This is a genomic window from Streptomyces sp. NPDC126497 (genome assembly GCF_040302425.1).
GTDB lineage: Bacteria > Actinomycetota > Actinomycetes > Streptomycetales > Streptomycetaceae > Streptomyces.
The window spans coordinates 1-20,756 of sequence record NZ_JBEORT010000009.1 but is presented as its reverse complement, the minus strand read 5'-3'; the positions used below and the strand labels follow the sequence as shown (position 1 = coordinate 20,756).

At 71.4% G+C, this 20,756-nt stretch carries 20 protein-coding genes, 5 tRNA genes and 1 pseudogene; 7 read left to right on the top strand and 19 right to left on the bottom strand.

Annotation, left to right across the window (positions count from 1 at the left end; all coding sequences use genetic code 11):
- Positions 1 to 18 precede the first annotated feature (18 nt).
- A complete protein-coding gene (locus tag ABTY20_RS07370) occupies positions 19 to 1,764 on the bottom strand; it encodes a DAK2 domain-containing protein (RefSeq protein WP_351995999.1) in 1,746 nt (581 codons plus the stop codon).
- Positions 1,765 to 2,032: 268 nt separating this feature from the next.
- Between ABTY20_RS07370 and rpmB the strand changes: the two genes are divergently transcribed.
- The gene (gene rpmB, locus ABTY20_RS07365; protein WP_004924906.1) at positions 2,033 to 2,218 is read left to right on the top strand and encodes a 50S ribosomal protein L28; all 186 of its coding nucleotides are present in this window, start codon (positions 2,033 to 2,035) and stop codon (positions 2,216 to 2,218) included.
- A 163-nt stretch (positions 2,219 to 2,381) separates the two neighbouring features.
- On the opposite strand, the gene thiD is transcribed toward rpmB, so the two are convergent.
- Entirely contained in the window at positions 2,382 to 3,179 is a 798-nt protein-coding gene (gene thiD, locus ABTY20_RS07360; protein ID WP_351995998.1) for a bifunctional hydroxymethylpyrimidine kinase/phosphomethylpyrimidine kinase, read from the bottom strand.
- The gene (locus tag ABTY20_RS07355) at positions 3,176 to 4,141 is read right to left on the bottom strand and encodes a thiamine-phosphate kinase (protein WP_030866190.1); all 966 of its coding nucleotides are present in this window, start codon (positions 4,139 to 4,141) and stop codon (positions 3,176 to 3,178) included. Before ABTY20_RS07355 ends, thiD begins: the two co-directional genes overlap by 4 nt.
- Before the next feature lie 206 nt (positions 4,142 to 4,347).
- Here ABTY20_RS07355 and ABTY20_RS07350 point away from each other — a divergent pair, with 206 nt between their 5' ends.
- Both ABTY20_RS07350 and ABTY20_RS07345 read left to right on the top strand, forming a co-directional pair.
- Positions 4,348 to 4,581, top strand: coding sequence for an Lrp/AsnC family transcriptional regulator (locus ABTY20_RS07350; protein WP_351995997.1), 234 nt, complete (start codon positions 4,348 to 4,350; stop codon positions 4,579 to 4,581).
- Positions 4,582 to 4,601: 20 nt separating this feature from the next.
- Positions 4,602 to 5,102 carry a DUF3515 domain-containing protein gene (locus ABTY20_RS07345; protein WP_351995996.1) on the top strand — a complete coding sequence of 167 codons (501 nt, stop codon included), beginning with the start codon at positions 4,602 to 4,604 and terminating at the stop codon, positions 5,100 to 5,102.
- A 16-nt stretch (positions 5,103 to 5,118) separates the two neighbouring features.
- Here the strand turns inward: ABTY20_RS07345 and ABTY20_RS07340 are convergent, their stop codons facing one another.
- From ABTY20_RS07340 to ABTY20_RS07330, 3 genes are all read right to left on the bottom strand, one after another.
- Positions 5,119 to 6,276 carry a D-alanine--D-alanine ligase family protein gene (locus ABTY20_RS07340; protein ID WP_351995995.1) on the bottom strand — a complete coding sequence of 386 codons (1,158 nt, stop codon included), beginning with the start codon at positions 6,274 to 6,276 and terminating at the stop codon, positions 5,119 to 5,121.
- 81 nt (positions 6,277 to 6,357) lie between these two features.
- A complete protein-coding gene (locus ABTY20_RS07335) occupies positions 6,358 to 7,368 on the bottom strand; it encodes an NAD(P)H-dependent glycerol-3-phosphate dehydrogenase (RefSeq protein ID WP_351995994.1) in 1,011 nt (336 codons plus the stop codon).
- Positions 7,365 to 8,162, bottom strand: a complete 798-nt coding sequence (locus ABTY20_RS07330; RefSeq protein ID WP_351995993.1) for a lysophospholipid acyltransferase family protein — start codon at positions 8,160 to 8,162, stop codon at positions 7,365 to 7,367. Before ABTY20_RS07330 ends, ABTY20_RS07335 begins: the two co-directional genes overlap by 4 nt.
- A gap of 173 nt (positions 8,163 to 8,335) precedes the next feature.
- Here ABTY20_RS07330 and cofC point away from each other — a divergent pair, with 173 nt between their 5' ends.
- Positions 8,336 to 8,974: a 2-phospho-L-lactate guanylyltransferase gene (cofC, locus tag ABTY20_RS07325; RefSeq protein WP_351995992.1), complete on the top strand. Its 639-nt coding sequence runs from the start codon at positions 8,336 to 8,338 to the stop codon at positions 8,972 to 8,974.
- Positions 8,975 to 8,983: 9 nt separating this feature from the next.
- On the top strand, positions 8,984 to 9,187 hold the full coding sequence (locus ABTY20_RS07320; RefSeq protein WP_351995991.1) for a hypothetical protein: 204 nt from the start codon (positions 8,984 to 8,986) through the stop codon (positions 9,185 to 9,187).
- Positions 9,188 to 9,278: 91 nt separating this feature from the next.
- Here ABTY20_RS07320 and ABTY20_RS07315 read toward each other — a convergent pair whose 3' ends face one another.
- From ABTY20_RS07315 to leuC, 4 genes are all read right to left on the bottom strand, one after another.
- Positions 9,279 to 9,917, bottom strand: coding sequence for an HU family DNA-binding protein (locus tag ABTY20_RS07315; protein WP_351995990.1), 639 nt, complete (start codon positions 9,915 to 9,917; stop codon positions 9,279 to 9,281).
- 135 nt (positions 9,918 to 10,052) lie between these two features.
- Positions 10,053 to 10,283 (bottom strand): SCO5555 family protein, encoded by a 231-nt coding sequence (locus tag ABTY20_RS07310; RefSeq protein ID WP_351995989.1) that lies wholly within the window; start codon positions 10,281 to 10,283, stop codon positions 10,053 to 10,055.
- Between the two features lie 277 nt (positions 10,284 to 10,560).
- Positions 10,561 to 11,154, bottom strand: a complete 594-nt coding sequence (gene leuD / locus ABTY20_RS07305) for a 3-isopropylmalate dehydratase small subunit (protein WP_351995988.1) — start codon at positions 11,152 to 11,154, stop codon at positions 10,561 to 10,563.
- A gap of 6 nt (positions 11,155 to 11,160) precedes the next feature.
- Entirely contained in the window at positions 11,161 to 12,585 is a 1,425-nt protein-coding gene (leuC, locus tag ABTY20_RS07300) for a 3-isopropylmalate dehydratase large subunit (RefSeq protein WP_351995987.1), read from the bottom strand.
- 194 nt (positions 12,586 to 12,779) lie between these two features.
- Here leuC and ndgR point away from each other — a divergent pair, with 194 nt between their 5' ends.
- A complete protein-coding gene (ndgR, locus tag ABTY20_RS07295) occupies positions 12,780 to 13,493 on the top strand; it encodes an IclR family transcriptional regulator NdgR (protein WP_004924944.1) in 714 nt (237 codons plus the stop codon).
- A 411-nt stretch (positions 13,494 to 13,904) separates the two neighbouring features.
- On the opposite strand, the gene ABTY20_RS07285 is transcribed toward ndgR, so the two are convergent.
- From ABTY20_RS07285 to ABTY20_RS07245, 9 genes are all read right to left on the bottom strand, one after another.
- A tRNA-Glu gene (locus tag ABTY20_RS07285) sits at positions 13,905 to 13,977 on the bottom strand.
- Between the two features lie 27 nt (positions 13,978 to 14,004).
- Positions 14,005 to 14,076: transfer RNA gene (locus ABTY20_RS07280), tRNA-Gln, on the bottom strand.
- Positions 14,077 to 14,097: 21 nt separating this feature from the next.
- Positions 14,098 to 14,170: transfer RNA gene (locus ABTY20_RS07275), tRNA-Glu, on the bottom strand.
- A gap of 62 nt (positions 14,171 to 14,232) precedes the next feature.
- Positions 14,233 to 14,305 (bottom strand) — tRNA-Glu (locus ABTY20_RS07270).
- 39 nt (positions 14,306 to 14,344) lie between these two features.
- Positions 14,345 to 14,416 (bottom strand) — tRNA-Gln (locus ABTY20_RS07265).
- Positions 14,417 to 14,506: 90 nt separating this feature from the next.
- Entirely contained in the window at positions 14,507 to 15,238 is a 732-nt protein-coding gene (locus tag ABTY20_RS07260; protein WP_351995986.1) for an HAD family hydrolase, read from the bottom strand.
- Positions 15,239 to 15,311: 73 nt separating this feature from the next.
- Positions 15,312 to 16,796, bottom strand: a complete 1,485-nt coding sequence (gene gltX / locus ABTY20_RS07255) for a glutamate--tRNA ligase (RefSeq protein ID WP_351995985.1) — start codon at positions 16,794 to 16,796, stop codon at positions 15,312 to 15,314.
- Entirely contained in the window at positions 16,789 to 17,574 is a 786-nt protein-coding gene (locus ABTY20_RS07250; RefSeq protein ID WP_351995984.1) for a fumarylacetoacetate hydrolase family protein, read from the bottom strand. Before ABTY20_RS07250 ends, gltX begins: the two co-directional genes overlap by 8 nt.
- Before the next feature lie 167 nt (positions 17,575 to 17,741).
- The gene (locus ABTY20_RS07245) at positions 17,742 to 17,930 is read right to left on the bottom strand and encodes a hypothetical protein (RefSeq protein ID WP_351995983.1); all 189 of its coding nucleotides are present in this window, start codon (positions 17,928 to 17,930) and stop codon (positions 17,742 to 17,744) included.
- A gap of 482 nt (positions 17,931 to 18,412) precedes the next feature.
- Between ABTY20_RS07245 and ABTY20_RS07240 the strand changes: the two are divergent.
- Positions 18,413 to 20,587 (top strand): annotated as a pseudogene (locus ABTY20_RS07240) (sensor histidine kinase); the annotation flags it as partial.
- Positions 20,588 to 20,756: the final 169 nt, after the last annotated feature.

Here is a 20,756-nt window from a genome sequence, read left to right as displayed (position 1 = left end):
CACCACTGACAACGGGTGTCACTCCACCCCGATGAGCAGCAGGGCTCCCTGCCTGCCGCCGTGGTACACCAGCGTGTCGACGGCGAGGTACCCCTCGCGGACGCGGGTCTCCAGGTGGGCGGCGACGGATGCGGGGGCGCCGTCGCCGAGGACCAGGGTGACCAGTTCGCCGCCGGCCGCGAGCATGCGGTCCAGGACGGCCTCCGCGATGGCCGTGAGGTCCTGCCCGATCACGGCCACGTCGCCGTCGACCAGGCCGAGGACGTCCCCGGCCTGGCAGATCCCCGCCATGGTCCAGGACTGGCGCTCGGCGACGGTGACCTCGGCGTAGCGGGTCGCGCCCGCCGCCGACGTCATCGACACCACGTCCTCGTCGAAGCGGCGCTCCGGCTCGTGCACCGCGAGCGCCGCGATGCCCTGGACCGCGGAGCGGGTCGGGATGAGCGCCACCCGGATCCCCTCGGCCCGGGCCTGCTCGGCCGCCGCGGCGGCGGTGTGGCGCAGTTCGGCGTCGTTGGGCAGCAGCACCACCTCCCGCGCGTGCGCGCGCCGGACCGCCTGGACGAGTTCGCCGCTCGCGGGCGGCTCCCCGGGACGGGCGAGCACGGTGGTCGCGCCCGCCTCGGCGTACAGGTCCGCCAGGCCCTCGCCGGGCACCACGGCCACGACGGCCCGCCGAGCGCGTTCCCCGGGCGCCGTCACCGTCGGTTCGGCCCCGGTCGTGTGGACGTCCCCCGCGGCGAAGTGGGTGATCCGGATGCGGTACGGCCGTCCGGCCTCGACGCCGGCCTCCACGGCGGCGCCCGCGTCGTCGACGTGCACGTGGACGTTCCACAGCCCGTCCCCGCCGACCACCACCAGCGAGTCGCCCAGCGCGTCGAGCCGCTCGCGCAGCCGGGCGACGGCCGCGTCCCCGGCCTCCAGCAGATAGATCACCTCGAAGGCCGGACCGCCGGCCCCCGGCACGGCCCCGGCGTCGGCGCACTCACCGGGACCGGCGGACTCCCGGGGGAGGTCCCCCCGCGCCTCCGCCCGCGTGTGCGGCCCGGGACCGGCGGTGCGTACGGAGCCGTTCCACGGACCCCCCACCGCCGGCACCGCTCGCGGCGCCTCCCCCGTGAAGGTCTCCACCAGTGCCGCGAGCACCGCCACCAGTCCCCTGCCGCCCGCGTCGACCACTCCGGCGCGCTCGAGGACGGCCAGCCGGGCCGGGGTCTCGGCGAGTGCCGCGCGGGCCCCCTCGTAGGCCGCCCGCGCCACCGCCCCGCAGTCGCCCCCCGCTCCGCCGGCCGCCTCCGCGGCGGCCGAGGCGACGGTGAGGACGGTGCCCTCGACGGGGTGCGCGACCGCCCGGCGCGCGGAGTCGGCCGCGTGCCGCAGCGCGGTCCGCAGCCCCTCCCCGTCGGCGTGCGCCGGGGCCTCGTCCCCGGCCAGCACCTGGGCCATGCCGCGCAACAGCTGCGCCAGGATCGTCCCGGAGTTCCCGCGGGCGCCGATCAGCGCCCCGTGCGCCATCGCCCGCACCGCGTCGGCCAGCGACGGCCGCCGGCCCCCGTCGGCCTCGTGTCCGGCGAACACCGCCTCCACCGCCGCGGCCGCCGATTCGACGGTCAGGTAGAGATTGGTCCCGGTGTCCCCGTCCGCCACCGGATAGACGTTGATCGCGTCGATCTCCTCACGGGCCCGTCCCAGCGCCTCGAGCGCGAGACCGCACCAGGAACGCACCGCGGGAGCGTCGAAGAACGTCTGCGGCACCTGCGCCACCTGCGCCTCCCTGAGCTGCCGGCCGTGCCAGGCAGCGTAGACCGTGGAACGCCGCCCACCGGAAGAGGGCCGGAGGCGGACCCCCGCGCCACCGTGGTAGTTTCGTTCTACGGATGCAGCCGTTGTATGCTGCTCCGGTTGCCCGATCCGATCGGGCCTCTCCCCTGGCAACGCCACTCAGATTCCACAGGGCTCCCGTGAGTTCGGAATCTCGATCCCGGCCTGCCGGGATCAACCGTACGTGCATCTGAAGTCTTTGGAGTGACCCGTGGCTGCCAACTGCGACGTCTGCGGCAAGGGGCCGGGCTTCGGCAACAACATCTCGCACTCGCACCGCCGTACGCCCCGTCGCTGGAACCCGAACATCCAGCGCGTGCGTACCGTGGTCGGTGGGACGCCGAAGCGCGTGAACGCCTGCACCTCGTGCATCAAGGCCGGCAAGGTCTCGCGCTGACGCTTTCGCTGAGCGCGCGGCCCTGGTCGGTTTCGCCGCAACAGCCGGTCCACCTCGGGTGGGCCGGCTTTTTGCTGTGCTCGGGGCCGGGGGCGGTCGTGCGGCCCGGCTCCCGCATGCCGCCGCCCCGCAGGCGGCGGCATGCGGGAGCGGTCGCCCGCGGTCAGCGCGGCGGGTTCAGGTTCCAGGCGTGGTCCACCGGGCCTATGCCCGCGCCCAGGGCGAAGCCGGCCGCTATGGCTCCGGTGACGTAGGCCTTGGCCGTCCTCACCGCCTCCGGCACCGGCCGGCCCTTGGCCAGTTCCGACGCGATCGCCGAGGCCAGGGTGCAGCCCGTGCCGTGGGTGTGGCGGTTGTCGTGCCTCGGCGCCCGCAGCCAGTGCTCCTCGGATCCGTCGGTGAGCAGGTCCACGGCGTCGCCGGACAGGTGGCCGCCCTTGATCACCACCCAGCGCGGCCCGAACGCCAGCACCGCCCGGGCCGCCCGGCGCATGTCGGGTTCCGATCCGACCCGTATGCCGGTGAGTTGCGCCACCTCGTCCAGGTTCGGGGTGGCGACCGTCGCCACCGGCAGCAGCCCGGTCCGTACGGAGTCCAGCGCGGAGGCCGCCAGCAGCGGGTCCCCGTGCTTGGAGACCCCCACCGGATCGACCACCGCCGGCACGTCCGTGCCGGCGATCAAGTCGGCGACCGTCTCGACGAGTTCGGCGGAGGACAGCATGCCGGTCTTGACCGCCTGCACGCCGATGTCGTCGACGACGCTGCGGTACTGGGCCCGTACCGCCTCCACGGGCAGCTCCCAGGCGCCCTGCACGCCCAGGGAGTTCTGCGCGGTCACCGCGGTGAGCACGCTCATGCCGTGCACACCGAGCGCCAGCATCGTCTTCAGGTCGGCCTGGACGCCGGCGCCGCCGCCGGAGTCGGAGCCGGCCACGGTGAGGACCCGGGGCGGCGCGCTCATGACTCGATGTCCCCGAAGTGGTCCCAGCCGCCCTGGGTGGTCCAGGGGGCCCCGTCGACCGTCACCTGGGGCAGCGCCGACGGGTTGAGCACCTCGCCGATCACCTTCCAGCGGGCGGGCAGCTTCACGTCCGGCGGGAAGGTCGCCACGATCGCGTGGTCCTCTCCCCCGGTCAGCACCCACTGCATGGGGTCGACACCGACGGCCTGGCCGATGTCGTTCATCTGCGAGGGGATGTCGATCGCGCCGGAGCGGATGTCGATGCGGACCTTGCTGGCCTCGGCGATGTGCCCGAGGTCGGCGATCAACCCGTCGCTCACGTCGCACATCGCGGTGGCGCCGAGGCCGGCGGCCGCGGGCCCCGCGTGGTACGGCGGTTCGGGGCGCCGGTGCGCCTCCACGAAGGCGCGCGGCGAGCGGAAGCCGCGGGAGAGCACCGCGTGCCCGGCGGCGGACCAGCCCAGCCAGCCGGTCACCGCGACGAGGTCGCCGGGCTGTGCCCCGCCCCGGGTCACCGGCTCCTGGTTGCGCAGATCGCCGAGCGCGGTGATCGACACCATGATCGTGTCGCCGCGTACGACATCGCCTCCGACGACCGCGGCGCCGGCCACCTGGCACTCGTCGCGCAGGCCGTCCATCAGCTCGCTGGGCCAGGTCACCGGCAGTTCCGCGGGGACGACGAGGCCGAGCAGCAGCGCGGTCGGCACGGCGCCCATGGCGGCGATGTCGGCCAGGTTCTGCGCGGCGGCCTTGCGTCCGACGTCGTAGGCCGTGGACCAGTCGCGGCGGAAGTGCCGGCCCTCCAGCAGGATGTCGGTGCTGGCCACGACCCTGCGGTCGGGCGCGGAGACCACCGCGGCGTCGTCGCCGGGGCCGACCCGGACCGCCGGGGTGGTGGTGAGGCGGGAGGTGAGCTCCCTGATGAGCCCGAACTCGCCGAGCTCACCAACAGTGCCCTTCATTTCCCTTTCGACCCTTCTATCCCTGTCCGTGCCCGGTCGCGAGGCGTTCGAGTCCTCGCTACGGTCGAAGTGACCGTCAACTTCTCTCGTGTCTGTACCCCGGCGCGCAAGGCCCGGTTCCCGCAGGTCTCCCCGCGAGGAGCGGCGACGCGATACCGTGGCGTTCCTTTTCCCCACATGATCCTCGTGGCCGCCCTGGAGGTTCCGTGGTACAGGCGTACATCCTGATCCAGACGGAGGTCGGCAAGGCGTCGGCCGTCGCCGAACTGATCGGCAAGATCCCTGGAGTCATCCAGGCCGAGGACGTGACCGGACCGTACGACGTGATCGTGCGCGCCCAGGCCGACACCGTCGACGACCTGGGCCGCATGGTGGTCGCCAAAGTCCAGCAAGTGGACGGCATCACCCGCACCCTGACCTGCCCGGTCGTCCATCTGTAGCCCCCGTCTACCCTGTGCCCGTGAACTCTTCCCGTCACCGGCACACCGTCCTGTCCGCGCTCGCGGTGCTGATCACCGCCGCGGGCTGCTCCTCGGCGGACGACGGCGCGTCCGCGGCGGTTCCCCGCCCGGACGCGAAGGTCACCACGCTGTGCCGGAACCTGGACGAGGTCCTGCCGGCGAAGGTGGACGGTGAGAGTCGCGCCGATCCCGAACCCGCGTCCGAACTGACCGCGGGCTGGGGCGGCGTGGCGATCATACTGCGGTGCGGTGTCGAACGGCCGCCGAAGATGACCGACCCGAAGGTGGCCAACGGCAACGACGCCGACGCGGTGCCGGGCGGGGTGAACGGCGTCGACTGGCTCATGGAGAAGCGGGACGGGGACGTGCAGCGCTTCACCACCGCCAACCGCGAGGCGTACGTCGAGGTCGAGGTGGCCGACGGGCGGGACAGCACGGGCGTGCTGATCGACCTCGCCCCGGCCCTGAAGGAGGCGATCCCCGAGGGGATCGCCTCCTGAGACGTGCGTGCGCGGCTCAGCGCAGTCCGGTCGGCCGGCGCAGCGCCGCCCGCACCAGCAGGTCCACCAGCTCCGGGTAGCTCACCCCGGTGGCCTGCCACATCTGCGGGTACATCGAGATGGGCGTGAAGCCGGGCATGGTGTTGATCTCGTTGATCACGAACTCGCCGTCCTCGGTGAGGAAGAAGTCCGCGCGGACCAGTCCCTCGCAGGAGGCCGCGTCGAACGCCTCCACCGCGAGCCGCCGCACCTCGGCCGTCTCCTCGTCGGTCAGCGGCGCGGGCACGATGCCGGGCGTGGAGTCGATGTACTTGGCCTCGAAGTCGTAGTACGCGTGGGCGTCCGGCGGCGGGATCTCGGCCGGCAGCGAGGCGCGCGGGCCGTCCTCGAACTCCAGCACGCCGCACTCGATCTCCCGGCCGCGCAGCGCCGCCTCGACGAGGATCTTCGGGTCGTGCCGCCGGGCCTCGGCGATCGCCTCGTCCAGGCCGGACGGGTCGTCGACCTTGGTGATGCCGATCGACGAGCCCGCGCGGGCGGGCTTCACGAACAGCGGCCAGCCGTGCTCGCCGGCGAAGTCGACGATCCTCCGGCGGGCGGCGGACTCGTCCCGCTCCCACTCGCGCGGCCGGATCACCAGGTACGGGCCGACCTTCAGCCCGAAGGAGGTGAACACCCGCTTCATGTACTCCTTGTCCTGGCCGACGGCCGAGGCGAGCACGCCCGAGCCGACGTAGGGGACGCCGGAGAGCTCCAGCAGGCCCTGGAGGGTGCCGTCCTCGCCGTAGGGGCCGTGCAGCACCGGGAAGACCACGTCGACCTCGCCGAGCGCCTTGGGCACCGAACCCGGCTCGCTGTAGACGACTTCGCGGCTGGCGGGGTCGACGGGGAGCACCACGCCGCCCTCCGTCGACTCGGCGAGCTGGTCCACGCTGGGCGTACGGCGGTCGGTGATCGCCATGCGTTCCGGCTCGTCGGCGGTGAGCGCCCAGCGGCCGTCGGGGGTGATGCCGATCGGCAGGACGTCGTACGCGGTCCGGTCGATGGCCTTGAGGACGGCTCCGGCGGTGACCACGGAGATCCCGTGTTCGGAGCTGCGCCCGCCGAACACGACGGCCACACGCGGCTTGCGGGACGGCTGCTCGGGGCTCTGGGGGAGGTTCTCGGTGCTCATATCGCGATGAGCGTACCTGCCCGCAGGAGCGGGACACAGTGCCCGCAACGCCGGGCGTGAGCCGAACGGAGGGGCCGTCGCTCAGCGTCGTTCGGGCTTCGCGCTGCGCGACATCAGCTCCTTGACGGCGACCCCGGGGGACTTGCCCTCGTGCACGATGGAGACGACCGTCTCGGTGAGCGGCATGTCGACGCCGTGCCGGCGGGCCAGGTCCAGCACCGACTCGCAGGACTTGACGCCCTCCGCGGTCTGCTTGGTGACCGCGACGGTCTCCTCGAGGGTCAGGCCCCTGCCGAGGTTGGTGCCGAAGGTGTGGTTGCGCGACAGCGGCGAGGAGCAGGTGGCCACCAGGTCGCCCAGGCCCGCGAGGCCGGAGAAGGTCAGCGGGTCGGCGCCGAGGGCGACTCCGAGCCGGGTGGTCTCGGCGAGACCGCGGGTGATGAGCGAGCCCTTGGCGTTGTCGCCGAGCCCCATGCCGTCCGCGATGCCGACGGCGAGACCGATCACGTTCTTCACGGCGCCGCCCAGTTCGCAGCCGATGACGTCGGTGTTGGTGTACGGCCGGAAGTACGGGGTGTGGCAGGAGGCCTGGAGCCGCCGGGCGACGCCCTCGTCGGTGCAGGCCACCACGGCGGCGGCCGGCATCCGGGCGGCGATCTCCCGGGCCAGGTTGGGACCGGTCACCACGGCGATGCGGTCGGCGCCGACCTTGGCGACGTCGTCGATCACCTCGCTCATCCGCATCGCCGAGCCGAGTTCGACCCCCTTCATCAACGACACCAGGACCGTGCCGGGCGCGAGCAGCGGCGCCCACTCGGCGAGGTTGCCGCGCAGCGTCTGCGAGGGGACCGCGAGGACGGTGAAGTCGGCTCCGCGCGCGGCCTCGGCGGCGTCCGCGGTGGCCCGCAGGTTCTCCGGGAGCTCGATCCCGGGCAGGTAGTCGGGGTTGGTGCGGGTGGAGTTGACCGCCTCGGCGAGTTCGGGGCGCCGCCCCCACAGCACGACGTCGCAGCCCGCGTCGGCGAGGACCATGCCGAAGGCCGTCCCCCACGATCCGGTGCCGAAGACGGCCGCCTTGACCGGCTCGCTCACGTGCCCAGCCCCTCTTCCCGCGCGGTGGGCCTGCCGCCCCGCGCCCGCTCCTCCCGCTTCTGCGTACGCGTCCTGCGGCGCTGTTCGATCCGTTCCCGGCGCGGGTCGTAGGGCGTCTCGGGGGCCTTCTCGCCGCGGATCTGCTCCAGCTGGCGCGTGACGGCCGCCATGATGACCTCCGTCGCCTCCTTGAGCAGTTCCGGGGTCATCTCCCGCTCATAGAAGCGGTCGAGGTCCACCGGCGGCCCGGCCAGCACGCGGTGGGTCTTGCGCGGCAGCAGGCTGGGCTTCTTGGCGTACGGCGGCAGCAGCTCGTTGGCGCCCCACTGGGCGACCGGGATCACGGGGCACCTGGTCTGCAGGGCCACCCGGGCGGCACCGGTCTTGCCGGTCATGGGCCAGCCGTCCGGGTCGCGGGTGAGGGTGCCCTCGGGGTAGAAGGCGACGCATTCGCCGCGCTCCACGGCGTCGATCGCGGCCCGGAAGGCGCTGAGCGCGTCGGTGCTCTCCCGGTAGACGGGGATCTGCCCGGTGCCGCGCATCGCGGCGCCGATGAATCCCTTGTTGAAAAGCCCGCTCTTCGCCAGGAATCGCGGGACGCGTCCGGTGTTGTACTGAAAGTGCGCGTAGGCGAAGGGATCGATGTGCGAATTGTGGTTCACCGCGGTGATAAATCCACCCTCGGCCGGAATGTTCTCCATTCCGCGCCAATCCCGCTTGAGCAGAACCACCAGCGGCGGTTTGCAGAGAACCGCGGCGAAGCGGTACCAGAAGCCGATTCTGCGGCGCGGCACGAGTACACCTTCCTCTTACGAATGACAGGCCCAGGGCCCGGATCCGGAGGCCAGGCGGGCCGCACAAGTGTCGCCCCGGGCCGCCGGTCTGTCGAGAACACCGTACGCCCGACCCCCTCGCCGCCCCGTGCACCGGGTGACAATGGCCGCGACAAGAGAGGGACGTAACACTCGTGCAGTGGACCTTGGTGGTACCCCTGAAGCCGCTGGACCGGGCCAAGAGCAGGCTCTCGGACACCGCGGACGACGGTCTGCGCCCGGGCCTCGCGCTCGCCTTCGCCCAGGACACGGTGGCGGCCGCGCTGGCGTGCCCGGCGGTGGGGGACGTGCTGGTCGTCACGGACGACGCCCTGGCCTCCCGCGAGCTGGCCGCGCTGGGCGCCGGAATCGTCCCCGACGAGCCGCGCGGCGGACTCAACGCGGCCCTCGCCCATGCCGCGGCGGTGGCGGGCGCCGCGCGCCGCGCGGCGTGCGTCGCGGCCCTCAACGCCGATCTGCCGGCGCTCCGCCCGCCGGAACTGGCCCGTGTCCTCGATGCGGCCGCCGCGTTCCCGCGCGCGTTCCTCGCCGACGCCGCCGGGCCCGGCACGACGCTGCTGGCCGCGAGCCGGGGCCGGGAACTGCGCCCGTTCTTCGGTCCCGGCTCCCGGGCCCGGCACCGGGCGTCCGGAGCCGTGGAACTGCGCCTCGACGGAGTGGACTCGGTGCGGCAGGACGTGGACACCGGCGACGACCTGCGGGCGGCGCTGGCTCTGGGCGTGGGCCCTCACACGGCCGCGGTCACCGCGCGGTTGTCGGCGGCGGAGCAGTAGGCTGCCGGTATGCAGGCCACCGCGTACACCTACGACCCCGACAGCCGGAGCGGCCAGGTGCTCCTGGACGACGGCACGCCGGTGTCCTTCGACGCCCCGGCGTTCGACGCGGGGGGTCTGAGACTGCTGCGCCCCGGGCAGCGGGTGCGCGTCGAGACCGAGGGCGAGGGCGCGGCCCGGCGGATCACGCTGGTGACGCTGCAGACGTTCTGACCGTCCCGGGCGCCGACCCCCGGACACACCGCGGGCCGGGCTCCCGGGGAGCCCGGCCCGGCGCGTGAGGACCGCTCGTCACCGTCCGCCGCTACTTCTTGCGGGCGGTGGTCTTCTTGGCGGTGGTCTTGCGCGCGGTCGACTTCTTGGCGGGCGCCTTCGTGGCCGTCGCCTTCTTCGCCGGGGCCTTCTTGGCGGTCGTCTTCTTCGCGGTGGCGGTCTTCGCCGTCGCCGCGGTCTTGGCGGGCGCCTTCGTGGCCGTGGTCTTCGTGGCCGCCGTCGTCTTGGCGGTGGTCTTCTTCGCCGGGGCCTTCTTGGCGGTGGTCTTCTTCGCGGCGGCCTTCTTCGCCACCGTCTTCTTCGCGGCGGCCTTCTTGACCGTGGCCGAAGCGCCGCCGCTCAGGCTGCCCTTGGGCGCCTTCTTGACCGAGACCTCACCACCGCGCGGCAGCTTCTTCGAACCGCTCACCAGGTCCTTGAAGCCCTGGCCCGCGCGGAAACGCGGAACGGAGGTCTTCTTGACCCGGACCCGCTCGCCCGTCTGGGGGTTACGGGCGTAGCGGGCCGGGCGGTCGACCTTCTCGAACGAACCGAAGCCGGTGACCGAGACCCGCTCACCCGCGACGACCGCGCGGACGATGGCGTCCAGTACATGGTCGACGGCGTCGGCGGCCTGCTGGCGGCCGCCCACCTTGTCGGCAATCGCTTCTACGAGCTGCGCCTTGTTCACGTCTTCCCCTTCGGAGACATCGCCAGAACGAAAGTGTTCAAGCTTTTCGCACGTTAGGCAGATATATACCGCAAATCAAACACGAAACGGGCTAATCACCCTTGTGCCGCAACGGAATCGGTTGTCCTGGTCGGTTCAGCGTTCCTCTTCGGGGAATCGGCCCTCGTCGAGGTCCTCGGCGAACCGCTCCAGACGCCCTGCCGCGCCGGCGAGATCGTGTTTGGCCGCGGCCGTAATGACCAGCAGCTTCCGGGTCAGCGCCATCCGTACGCCCTCCGGGACTTGCAGTGCGCGCACCTTCGCGTGCGCTTCCTTGAGCTGGACCGCGACCGCCGCATAGAGCTGGAGTTGGCCGTCGTGTTCCATGCACAGATTGTGCCATCTGGGGCGAGTTGTCGCCTGCGCAGGGGGCAACTACCGCCTCGGACGGCCGTCCGGGCACATGCGGGGATCACGGGCACGTGACACGTGTACCCCGACAACCACCTTCCTAACGTGGCAAGTTGAGGTCCCTCAAGGAGACACGCAGGGCCGAACGGGTGCAGACGCGCCCGTACCCCCGATCGGTCCGATCGGGGGTACGGGAGGGATGGTCCGGTGGCCGAAAGTCGCCCTCTGGCGAGGACTTCGGCCGCGGCGCGGGTCAGGCCGTGAGCGTCCTCGGCTTGAACGACGGGCGCTTCGCCTCGTACGCGGCGATGTCCGCCTCGTTCTGCAGCGTGATGGAGATGTCGTCGAGCCCGTTCAGCAGCCGCCAGCGGGAGTTCTCGTCGAGTTCGAAGGCGGCGGTGATCCCTTCGGCGCGCACCTCGCGGGCCTCGAGGTCGACGGTGATCTCCGTGGTGGGGTCGGCTTCGGTGAGCGCCCACAGCGCGTCCACGGTCTTCTGGTCGAGGACGACCGTCAGCAGGCCGTTCTTCAGCGAGTTGCCGCGGAAGATGTCGGCGAAGCGGGACGAGATCACGGCCTTGAAGCCGTAGTTCTGCAGCGCCCAGACGGCGTGCTCGCGGGAGGAGCCGGTGCCGAAGTCGGGGCCGGCCACCAGCACGGTCGCGCCCGCCCGCTCGGGCTGGTTGAGGATGAAGGACGCGTCCTTGCGCCAGGCCTCGAACAGCCCGTCCTCGAACCCGTCCCGGGTCACCTTCTTGAGCCAGTGGGCGGGGATGATCTGGTCGGTGTCGACGTTGCTGCGGCGCAGCGGGACGGCCCGGCCGGTGTGGGTGGTGAATGCTTCCATGACTGATCAGACTCCAGCGGGCGTGGGGGCGGCGGCGAGGTCGGCCGGGGCGGCCAGGTGACCGAGGACCGCGGTGGCGGCGGCGACCTGCGGGGACACCAGGTGGGTGCGGCCGCCCTTGCCCTGCCGGCCCTCGAAGTTGCGGTTGGAGGTGGAGGCGGAGCGCTCCCCGGGGGCGAGCTGGTCGGGGTTCATGCCCAGGCACATCGAGCAGCCCGCGTGCCGCCACTCGGCGCCGGCCTCCTTGAAGACCACGTCCAGGCCCTCGGAGACGGCCTGCAGGCCCACCCGCGCGGAGCCGGGGACGACCAGCATCCGCACGCCGTCGGCGACTTTGCGGCCCTTGATGACGTCCGCGGCGGCGCGCAGGTCCTCGATGCGGCCGTTGGTGCAGGACCCTACGAAGACGGTGTCCACGTTGATGGAGCGCAGCGCCTGCCCGGCCTCCAACCCCATGTACTCCAGGGCCTTTTCGGCGGCGAGCCGCTCCGAGGCGTCCTCGTACGACGCCGGGTCGGGGACGGACGCCGAGAGCGGGGCGCCCTGGCCCGGGTTGGTGCCCCAGGTGACGAACGGCGACAGCTCGGCGGCCTCGATGACCACCTCGGCGTCGAACTCGGCGTCCTCGTCGGACCTCAGCGTCTTCCAGTAGGCGACGGCCGCGTCCCAGTCCTCGCCCTTCGGGGCGTGCGGACGGCCCTCGAGGTAGGCGAACGTCGTCTCGTCGGGGGCGATCATGCCCGCGCGGGCGCCGGCCTCGATCGACATGTTGCAGATGGTCATCCGGGCCTCCATCGAGAGCTTCTCGATGGCCTCGCCGCGGTACTCCAGGACGTAGCCCTGGCCGCCGCCGGTGCCGATCCTCGCGATGATCGCCAGGATCAGGTCCTTGGCCGTGACGCCCTCGGGCAGCTCACCGTTGACCGTGATCGCCATGGTCTTCGGGCGGGCCATCGGCAGCGTCTGGGTGGCCAGCACGTGCTCGACCTGGGAGGTGCCGATGCCGAACGCGAGTCCGCCGAAGGCGCCGTGCGTGGAGGTGTGCGAGTCGCCGCAGACGACGGTCATGCCGGGCTGGGTCAGGCCCAGCTGCGGGCCGACGACGTGCACCACGCCCTGCTCGACGTCGCCCAGCGGGTGCAGCCGGACGCCGAACTCGGCGCAGTTCTTGCGCAGCGTCTCCAGCTGGACCCGGGAGACCGGGTCGGCGATGGGCTTGTCGATGTCGAGGGTGGGGGTGTTGTGGTCCTCGGTGGCGATGGTGAGGTCGAGACGGCGCACCCGGCGGCCGCCCTTGCGCAGGCCGTCGAAGGCCTGCGGGCTGGTCACCTCGTGCAGCAGGTGCAGATCGATGAAGAGGAGGTCGGGCTCGCCCTCGGCGCGCCGGACGACGTGGTCGTCCCAGACCTTCTCCGCGAGTGTCCTACCCATCGCTGTCCCTCCGGCCGGCACGTGGCGCGCCGGTCCAACTAGATCTGTGGGAGACGGCGCCCGCACCCCTGCTTCCGGGCACCCGCCGCCGGGCCCGGTGGTCCACGGGCCGCATTGCTTCCGTGCATCCAGAGTGGCGGGTTCCACGGAAAATTGAACTTGCGTTTCACAGAGTGAGACGCAAGTATCGTTTCATGGACAACAGTAGCGGCGTCGGCGTTCTGGACAAGGCGGCCCTCGTCCTGAGCGCTCTGGAGTCCGGTCCGGCCACCCTCGCGGGCTTGGTCGGGGCGACCGGACTGGCACGACCCACGGCCCACCGCCTGGCCGTGGCGCTGGAGCACCACCGCATGGTGGCGCGCGACATGCAGGGCCGTTTCATCCTCGGCCCGCGCCTGGCCGAACTGGCCGCGGCGGCGGGCGAGGACCGGCTGCTCGCCACGGCGGGACCGGTGCTCACCCACCTCCGCGACGTGACCGGCGAGAGCGCCCAGCTCTACCGCCGCCAGGGCGACATGCGCATCTGCGTCGCCGCGGCGGAGCGCCTGTCGGGCCTCAGGGACACGGTGCCCGTGGGTTCCACGCTGACCATGAAGGCCGGTTCCTCGGCACAGATCCTGATGGCCTGGGAGGAGCCGGAGCGGCTGCACCGCGGTCTGCAGGGCGCCCGGTTCACGGCGACGGCCCTCTCGGGCGTCCGGCGCCGCGGCTGGGCCCAGTCGATCGGTGAGCGCGAGCCGGGCGTGGCCTCCGTCTCCGCCCCGGTGCGCGGCCCGTCGAACCGCGTGGTGGCCGCCGTCTCGGTCTCCGGCCCCATCGAGCGTCTGACCCGCCACCCGGGCCGGATGCACGCCCAGGCCGTCATCGACGCCGCCGGCCGCCTGTCCGAGGCGCTGCGCCGCTCCTGAACCCCGTACTCCCCGTCCCCGGGAAGGGCCCGCCTCAACGCCGCGGCGGGACCTTCCCCGGACTCGGGCGCCGTCGGCCGTCGCCGTCGGCGCCTCCTCCTTTCTCCGGCCGGTGCGCGAACCTGTCCTTCGCACACCGGCCGCGCCGTTCCGGCGGCTCCCGCCCGCGCACCCTCCCCGCCCGCCCCTTGCGGTCGACGAACGCGCACGCGGTGTGAGGGAACGCGTCGGAAGCGTGGGCGTGGGGCGCCTCCTGGGATTCCCCGTACCGGACGACGCGGTGCGTCCGCGGCGAGGCGGTGAGCAGGACGTGGCCGAGGAGTCCGCGCGCCGGTACGGCATCGAGCGAGCGGTGGGCGCCGCGGGACGGCGAAGGCCCCCTCACCGCAGTGAGGGGGCCTTCGCCAGGTGTACCCCCGACCGGATTCGAACCGGCGCTACCGCCTTGAGAGGGCGGCGTGCTAGGCCGCTACACAACGGGGGCGTGGATCATGCGTTTCCGCAGATCCTGCTGGTCTACCTGGACTCGAACCAAGACTAACTGAACCAGAATCAGTCGTGCTGCCAATTACACCATAGACCAATGATGGTTTAGACCAGTCAGTACCCCCGACCGGATTCGAACCGGCGCTACCGCCTTGAGAGGGCGGCGTGCTAGGCCGCTACACAACGGGGGCCCTAGCGATCCTGCATCGATGACAGTGGGAGCTACCCTGGCTGCCTTCGCGGGAAGGATCTGTACCCCCGACCGGATTCGAACCGGCGCTACTGCCTTGAGAGGGCAGCGTGCTAGGCCGCTACACAACGGGGGCTTGCGGATGTGATCCGCTGGTGCAGATGAGCTCTGCGAGCTGGCCTACCTGGACTCGAACCAAGACTAACTGAACCAGAATCAGTCGTGCTGCCAATTACACCATAGGCCACTGGAACGCAAGCCCCTGAGGGGTTCTTGTTCTAGTTCTGCGCTTGGGGCTCCGGCCTTCCGGCCCGCTCCCCTCGGCGCAGGAAGAACATTACCCGAAGGTGGACGGGGCTCCAAAACGGGTATCGGCGAGTACCGCGGGAAGTTCGGCGAGGGAGGCGATGCGGCGGGGCCCCACGGGCGGTTCGACGGCCGCCCAGGCCTTCCCGCGGTCGATCCACACGGACAGCAGCCCGGCCTCCGCGGCACCCCGGCCGTCGATCTCCGGATGGTCACCGACGTACGCCACCTGGCCCGGGGGCAGCGCCAGCGCCTCGCAGGCGGCGAGGAAGGCGCCGGGCTCGGGCTTGGAGACGCCCAGTTCGGCGGCGCACAGGACGGCCTCGAAGCGGTCGTGGACGCCGAGGACGCGCAGCTTGCGGTCCTGGACGTGGAGACTGGAGTTGGAGAGCACCGCGTGGCGGTGGCTGGCGGCGAGGGCGTCGAGGACGGGCAGCACGTCGGGAAAGAGGCTCCAGGCGGCCTCGTAGTGCGTGACGTACCGCCGGAACCAGTCGTCGGCCTCGGCGTCGGTCAGTCCGGGCCGGCCCAGGAAGATCCGGGTGCGGTCGCGCCGCTGGGTCTCGAAGTCCACCTCCCGCGCGGCGAACCGCGCCCACTGCCGCTCGGTCACCTCCCGCCAGCGCGCCAGCGCCTCCTCGACGGAGGCGTACCCGGCCAGCAGCCCCTCGGCCGCCAGGTGCGCCCGCATGCCCTCGCGGTCGGCGGAGGTGTAGTCGAAGAGGGTGTCGTCCACGTCCCAGACGACGGCTCGGATCACCATGCCACCGACGGTACCCGGAGACGACGAAGGGGGCGCCCGAACGCTTTCGGGCGCCCCCTTCGAAGGCCTGCTGCTACGCGGCGAGCTTCGCCAGCGCCGCGTCGATCCGGGCCAGCGTCCTCTCCTTGCCCAGGACCTCCAGGGACTCGAAGAGCGGCAGGCCGACCGTGCGGCCGGTGACGGCGACGCGGACCGGGGCCTGGGCCTTGCCGAGCTTGAGGCCGTGGGCCTCGCCGGCGGCCAGGACGGCCTCCTTCAGCGACTCGGGGGACGTCCAGTCCGCCGCGTCCAGCCTCTCGCGGGCCGTGCGGAGCAGGGCGTCGGAGCCCTCCTTCATCGCCTTGTTCCAGGACGCCTCGTCGAAGACCGGCTCCGGCAGGAACAGGAAGTCGACGTTGTCCGTGATCTCGGAGAGGACCTTGAGGCGGGTCTGCGCGTGCGGGGCGATCGCCTGCCACTTGGCCTCGTCGAAGGCCTCCGGGGCCCAGGGCGCGAAGGGGGCCCTGAGCCAGGGCGCGCAGCGCTCGGTGAAGTCCTTCACGTCGAGCATGCGGATGTGGTCGCCGTTGATCGCCTCGCACTTCTTCAGGTCGAAGCGGGCCGGGTTCGGCTGCACGTCGGCGACGTCGAAGGCCGCGACCATCTCGTCGATCGAGAAGACGTCCTGGTCGGCGGAGAGCGACCAGCCGAGCAGGGAGAGGTAGTTGAGCAGGCCCTCGGGGAGGAAGCCGCGCTCGCGGTAGAGGTTGAGCGAGGACTGCGGGTCGCGCTTGGAGAGCTTCTTGTTGCCCTCGCCCATCACGTACGGCAGGTGGCCGAAGGCGGGCGTTCCCTTGGCGATGCCCAGCTCGGCCAGCGCCTTGTACAGGGCGATCTGGCGGGGGGTGGAGGAGAGCAGGTCCTCGCCGCGCAGGACGTGGGTGATCTCCATCAGGGCGTCGTCGACCGGGTTGACCAGCGTGTACAGCGGGGCGCCGTTGGCGCGGACGATGCCGTAGTCCGGGACGTTCTCCGGGGTGAAGGTCAGTTCGCCGCGGACCAGGTCGGTGAAGGTGATCGTCTCGTCGGGCATCCGGAAGCGGACGATCGGCTCGCGGCCCTGGGCCTTGTACTCCTCGACCTGGGCCTCGGTGAGCTCGCGGCAGTGGCCGTCGTAGCCGGAGGGCCTCCCGGCGGCGCGGGCGGCCTCGCGGCGGCTGTCGAGCTCCTCCTGGGAGCAGTAGCAGTGGTAGGCGTGGCCGGCGTCGAGGAGCTTTCGCGCGACGTCCCGGTAGATGTCCATGCGCTGCGACTGGCGGTACGGCGCGTGGGGGCCGCCGACCTCGGGGCCCTCGTCCCAGTCGAAGCCGAGCCAGCGCATCGAGTCGAGCAGCTGGGTGTAGGACTCCTCCGAGTCGCGGGCCGCGTCGGTGTCCTCGATGCGGAAGACCAGGGTGCCGCCGTGGTGCTTGGCGAACGCCCAGTTGAACAGGGCGGTGCGGACCAGGCCCACATGGGGGTTACCGGTGGGCGACGGACAGAAACGGACGCGTACGGGGGAGCCGGGTGCGCTAGCCACGCTTGACAACCTTGTTGGTGAGAGTGCCGATGCCTTCGATGGTGACGGCGACCTCGTCGCCGACGTTGAGGGGGCCGACCCCAGCCGGGGTGCCCGTGAGGACGACGTCGCCGGGGAGCAGCGTCATGGCCTCGGAGATGTTGACGATCAGGTCCTCGATGGAGTGGATCATCTCGCTGGTGCGGCCGAGCTGGCGCTGGGCGCCGTTGACCGTGAGCTGGACGGTCAGGTCGCCGGCGGCGGCGATGTCGAGGCCCGTCTCCACCCAGGGGCCGAGCGGGCAGGAGGTGTCGAAGCCCTTGGCACGGGCCCACTGCTTCTCGCGCTTCTGGACGTCGCGCGCGGTGACGTCGTTGGCGCAGGTGTAACCGAAGATCACGTCCTTGACGCGCTCGCGCGGGACCTCGCGGCACATCCGGCCGATCACCACGGCCAGCTCGGCCTCGTGGTGCACCTCCTGGGAGAAGGAGGGGTACTGGATCTCGTCACCGGGGCCGATCACCGAGGTGGCGGGCTTGAAGAAGGCGAAGGGGGCCTCGGGCACCTCGTTGCCCAGTTCCTTCGCGTGGTCGGCGTAGTTGCGGCCGAAGGCGACGACCTTGTTGGGGAGCACCGGGGGCAGCAGCCTGACCTTGCTCACCGGGACCTTGGTGCCGGAGAGCTCGAAGTCCGCGAACGGGATGCCCTTGATGATGTCCAGGACGAGTTCGTCCTGCTTCTCGCCCTCTACCGCGCCGAAGGCGACGTTCCCGTCGATGGAGAATCTGGCGATGCGCACGGGATGCTTGTCCCCTTGACCGATCGGCTGACGTCTGACGCTCCAGGCTAACGCGGCAGGGCCCCCGCCCCGCGCGACGACGACGAGGGGCGCCCCCCGTCACCCGGGGGGCGCCCCTCGTTCGGCGGCCTTGAGCGTTTCGCGGCCGGCGTCCGTATGAACCGGTGTCACTTCGCGGCGTCGGCCGCGACCGGGATCTCCATGAGGACGGTGCGCTTGGGGTTGGCCGTCTGGGCAGGGAGGTCGACGGTGTGCTCCGGCCGGACCGGCGCCTGCAGTTCATCGGCGCCGTCCAGGTGCGCCAGCGTGGTGCGTCGCGGGTTGGCGATCTTGTGGAACATCATCGTCGTCTTCACCGTTTACTTGACCCTGTCCTGTTCACGGGCGCCCGGAGGAGGTGGAGGACTCCGGCGGGGCGCGGGTTGTCGGTTGTGCCATCCCTGTAAAGCGTCAGGCTAAACATGCGATTCCCCGCCGATCGTGGCCGAAGGCCTTGATCAGGGTGTGAGTTTGCTCACGAAGTACCGGGTAAAACGCCCATTCCGGACCCGTCCCCGAGGGGGCGGAATCGGGCATTCCCCCCTCGAAGGCGTCATTCCGCTCCCGATCATGGCGACTGGGACACCGGAGCCGCCCCATCGGCTTGTGGCTATACGCCCCTTATCGGCGAGATCACTTTCTACCGCCGGTGACTCGCCGCTCACGTGGTGTCACGTAACCCAACGGTAAGGCCACGGGCCTTGTTGGAGATCCTGCACTGTGCTGGAATTCCACGGAACCGCCGCAGGATCGAGCCGGCGCACAGGGGGCGCACAGACGCGCCGAGTGGCGGGCGAGAATGGGGGAACCAGCGCCGGTCACTCACGACCACCACGGGGCGTATTCAGGGCGCCCCCATGACGCCGACACCGTGCCCCGCCGTTCACCCGGAGGGGCGCCTGGTTCAGAGGTTGCGACGCTAGTGCAGGGACGTTTCAAGAGGGATGGCAGCGCTTCGGCGGAGCCGGAGCCGCAGGGCGGGACTGGCCCCAAGGCCGTCAGCTCCTCGCCCCAGCACGCCCAGAACCAGGGCCCGGCCCCGTCCGGGAACGGCGGCGACGGCTCCGCCGGGGCACAGGGTCCGGCGCCGGCCGCGCCGAAGGACCCGGTCGGCCCGGGGTCGCGCATAGCCCTGCGGAACTGGCGGATCTCGACCCGTCTGGTGTCGCTGCTCGCCCTCCCGGTGGTCGCGGCCACCTCGCTGGGCGCGCTGCGCATCAACCAGTCGATGGACGACATCCAGCAGCTCGACAACATGAAGCTGCTGACGGACATGACCAAGCAGGCCACCGAACTGGCCCACGCCCTCCAGGAGGAGCGCGACCAGTCGGCCGGCCCGCTGGCACACGGCGGCAAGGCCACCGACTTCTCGGTCAAGGGCTACCGCGACAAGACCGACCGGGCGCGCGACCTCTTCATCGACAGCTCCGAGGAGATCGACGACGCCAGCAAGGACGGCGACCTCAAGGGCGTCCGCGACAACCTGGTGCAGCTCGCCGGCGAACTGGGCGAGCTGGAGAAGATCCGCAACACGGCCTTCCGGTCGGAGCGGAACTCCACGCAGACCGTCGAGGGCTACCACCGCCTGATCGAGAAGCTCGTCGAGCTCTCGCAGGACATGGCGGAGGCGACCAGCAACCCCGACATGATCCAGCGCACGCGTGCCCTGGCGTCCTTCTCCTCCGCCAAGGAGTACGCGTCGATCCAGCGCGCGGTCCTCGCCGCGGCGCTGCCCGCCAGCAACACCACCAAGGGCGAGCTCTCCGAGAACGACCGGCTCTACGCCGAGTCGGCACTGGCCAGCCAGAAGTCCGAGCTCCGCAGCTTCAAGAGCGTCTACGGCGATGTCGCCGCCACCGAGCTGCTGCTGCCGATCGAAGAGGGCAACACCACGATCAAGGCCACCGACGAGTACGCCGGGCGTGCCCTGGCCTCGGAGTTCGGCCTCACGTCGGTGGGCGCGCGGTCCTACCGCGACTGGCTGGACGACAGCTCCACCAAGATCCAGCAGATGAAGAAGATCGAGCTCACCCTGCTCGAGGACATGGAGCAGAAGGCCCGTGAGCTGCGCAGCGCCACCGAGCGCGACGCGATCGTCTCCGGTGTCCTGATCCTGCTCGTGCTCGGTGTGTCGCTGGTCGGCGCCTTCGTCGTGGCCCGCTCCATGATCCGCTCGCTGCGCCGGCTGGAGGACACCGCCACCAGGGTCGCCCAGGAACGCCTGCCCGAGCTGGTCAAGCAGCTGTCCGAGTCCGACCCGCAGGACGTCGACACGTCCGTGGAGTCGGTCGGCGTGCACTCCCGGGACGAGATCGGCAAGGTGGCCGCGGCCTTCGACGACGTGCACCGCGAGGCGGTCCGCCTCGCCGCCGAGCAGGCCCTGCTGCGGGGCAACGTCAACGCGATGTTCACCAACCTCTCGCGCCGCTCCCAGGGCCTGATCCAGCGCCAGCTGTCGCTGATCTCCGAGCTGGAGTCCCGCGAGGCCGACCCCGACCAGCTGTCCTCGCTGTTCAAGCTGGACCACCTCGCCACGCGTATGCGCCGTAACGGTGAGAACCTCCTCGTCCTCGCGGGTGAGGAGCCCGGCCGCCGGTGGACCCGTCCGGTCCCGCTGGTCGACGTGCTCCGTGCCGCCGCCTCCGAGGTGGAGCAGTACGAGCGCATCGAGCTGGCCTCCGTGCCGAGCACCGAAGTGGCCGGCCGCGTGGTCAACGACCTCGTGCACCTGCTCGCCGAGCTGCTGGAGAACGCGACCTCGTTCTCCTCCCCGCAGACCAAGGTCAAGGTCACCGGTCACGCGCTGCCCGACGGCCGGGTGCTGATCGAGATCCACGACACCGGCATCGGTCTGTCGCCCGAGGACCTGGCGGCGATCAACGAGCGGCTCGCCTCGCCGCCCACCGTGGACGTCTCCGTCTCCCGCCGCATGGGTCTGTTCGTGGTCGGCCGGCTGTCGCAGCGCCACGGCATCCGCATCCAGCTGCGTCCGTCCGACTCCGGTGGTACGACCGCGCTGGTCATGCTGCCCGTCGACGTCGCCCAGGGTGGCTATGGTCTTGTTAATGTTAGGGAACAGAGAGGGCCGGTAAATTACGAACACTGGTTTTCCGTCAATCTTGATATACCGATCATCAGAAAAG

Excerpts from the sequence above, each read along its gene's own strand:
- ABTY20_RS07320 (WP_351995991.1), top strand. The coding sequence starts at position 8,984 with ATGCAGGCCACCGCGTACACCTACGACCCCGACAGCCGGAGCGGCCAG.
- ABTY20_RS07355 (WP_030866190.1), bottom strand. The coding sequence starts at position 4,141 with ATGAAGGGCACTGTTGGTGAGCTCGGCGAGTTCGGGCTCATCAGGGAG.
- ndgR (WP_004924944.1), top strand. The coding sequence starts at position 12,780 with ATGGACAACAGTAGCGGCGTCGGCGTTCTGGACAAGGCGGCCCTCGTC.
- leuC (WP_351995987.1), bottom strand. The coding sequence starts at position 12,585 with ATGGGTAGGACACTCGCGGAGAAGGTCTGGGACGACCACGTCGTCCGG.
- ABTY20_RS07340 (WP_351995995.1), bottom strand. The coding sequence starts at position 6,276 with ATGAGCACCGAGAACCTCCCCCAGAGCCCCGAGCAGCCGTCCCGCAAG.
- thiD (WP_351995998.1), bottom strand. The coding sequence starts at position 3,179 with ATGAGCGCGCCGCCCCGGGTCCTCACCGTGGCCGGCTCCGACTCCGGC.
- leuD (WP_351995988.1), bottom strand. The coding sequence starts at position 11,154 with ATGGAAGCATTCACCACCCACACCGGCCGGGCCGTCCCGCTGCGCCGC.
- ABTY20_RS07310 (WP_351995989.1), bottom strand. The coding sequence starts at position 10,283 with ATGGAACACGACGGCCAACTCCAGCTCTATGCGGCGGTCGCGGTCCAG.
- ABTY20_RS07260 (WP_351995986.1), bottom strand. The coding sequence starts at position 15,238 with ATGGTGATCCGAGCCGTCGTCTGGGACGTGGACGACACCCTCTTCGAC.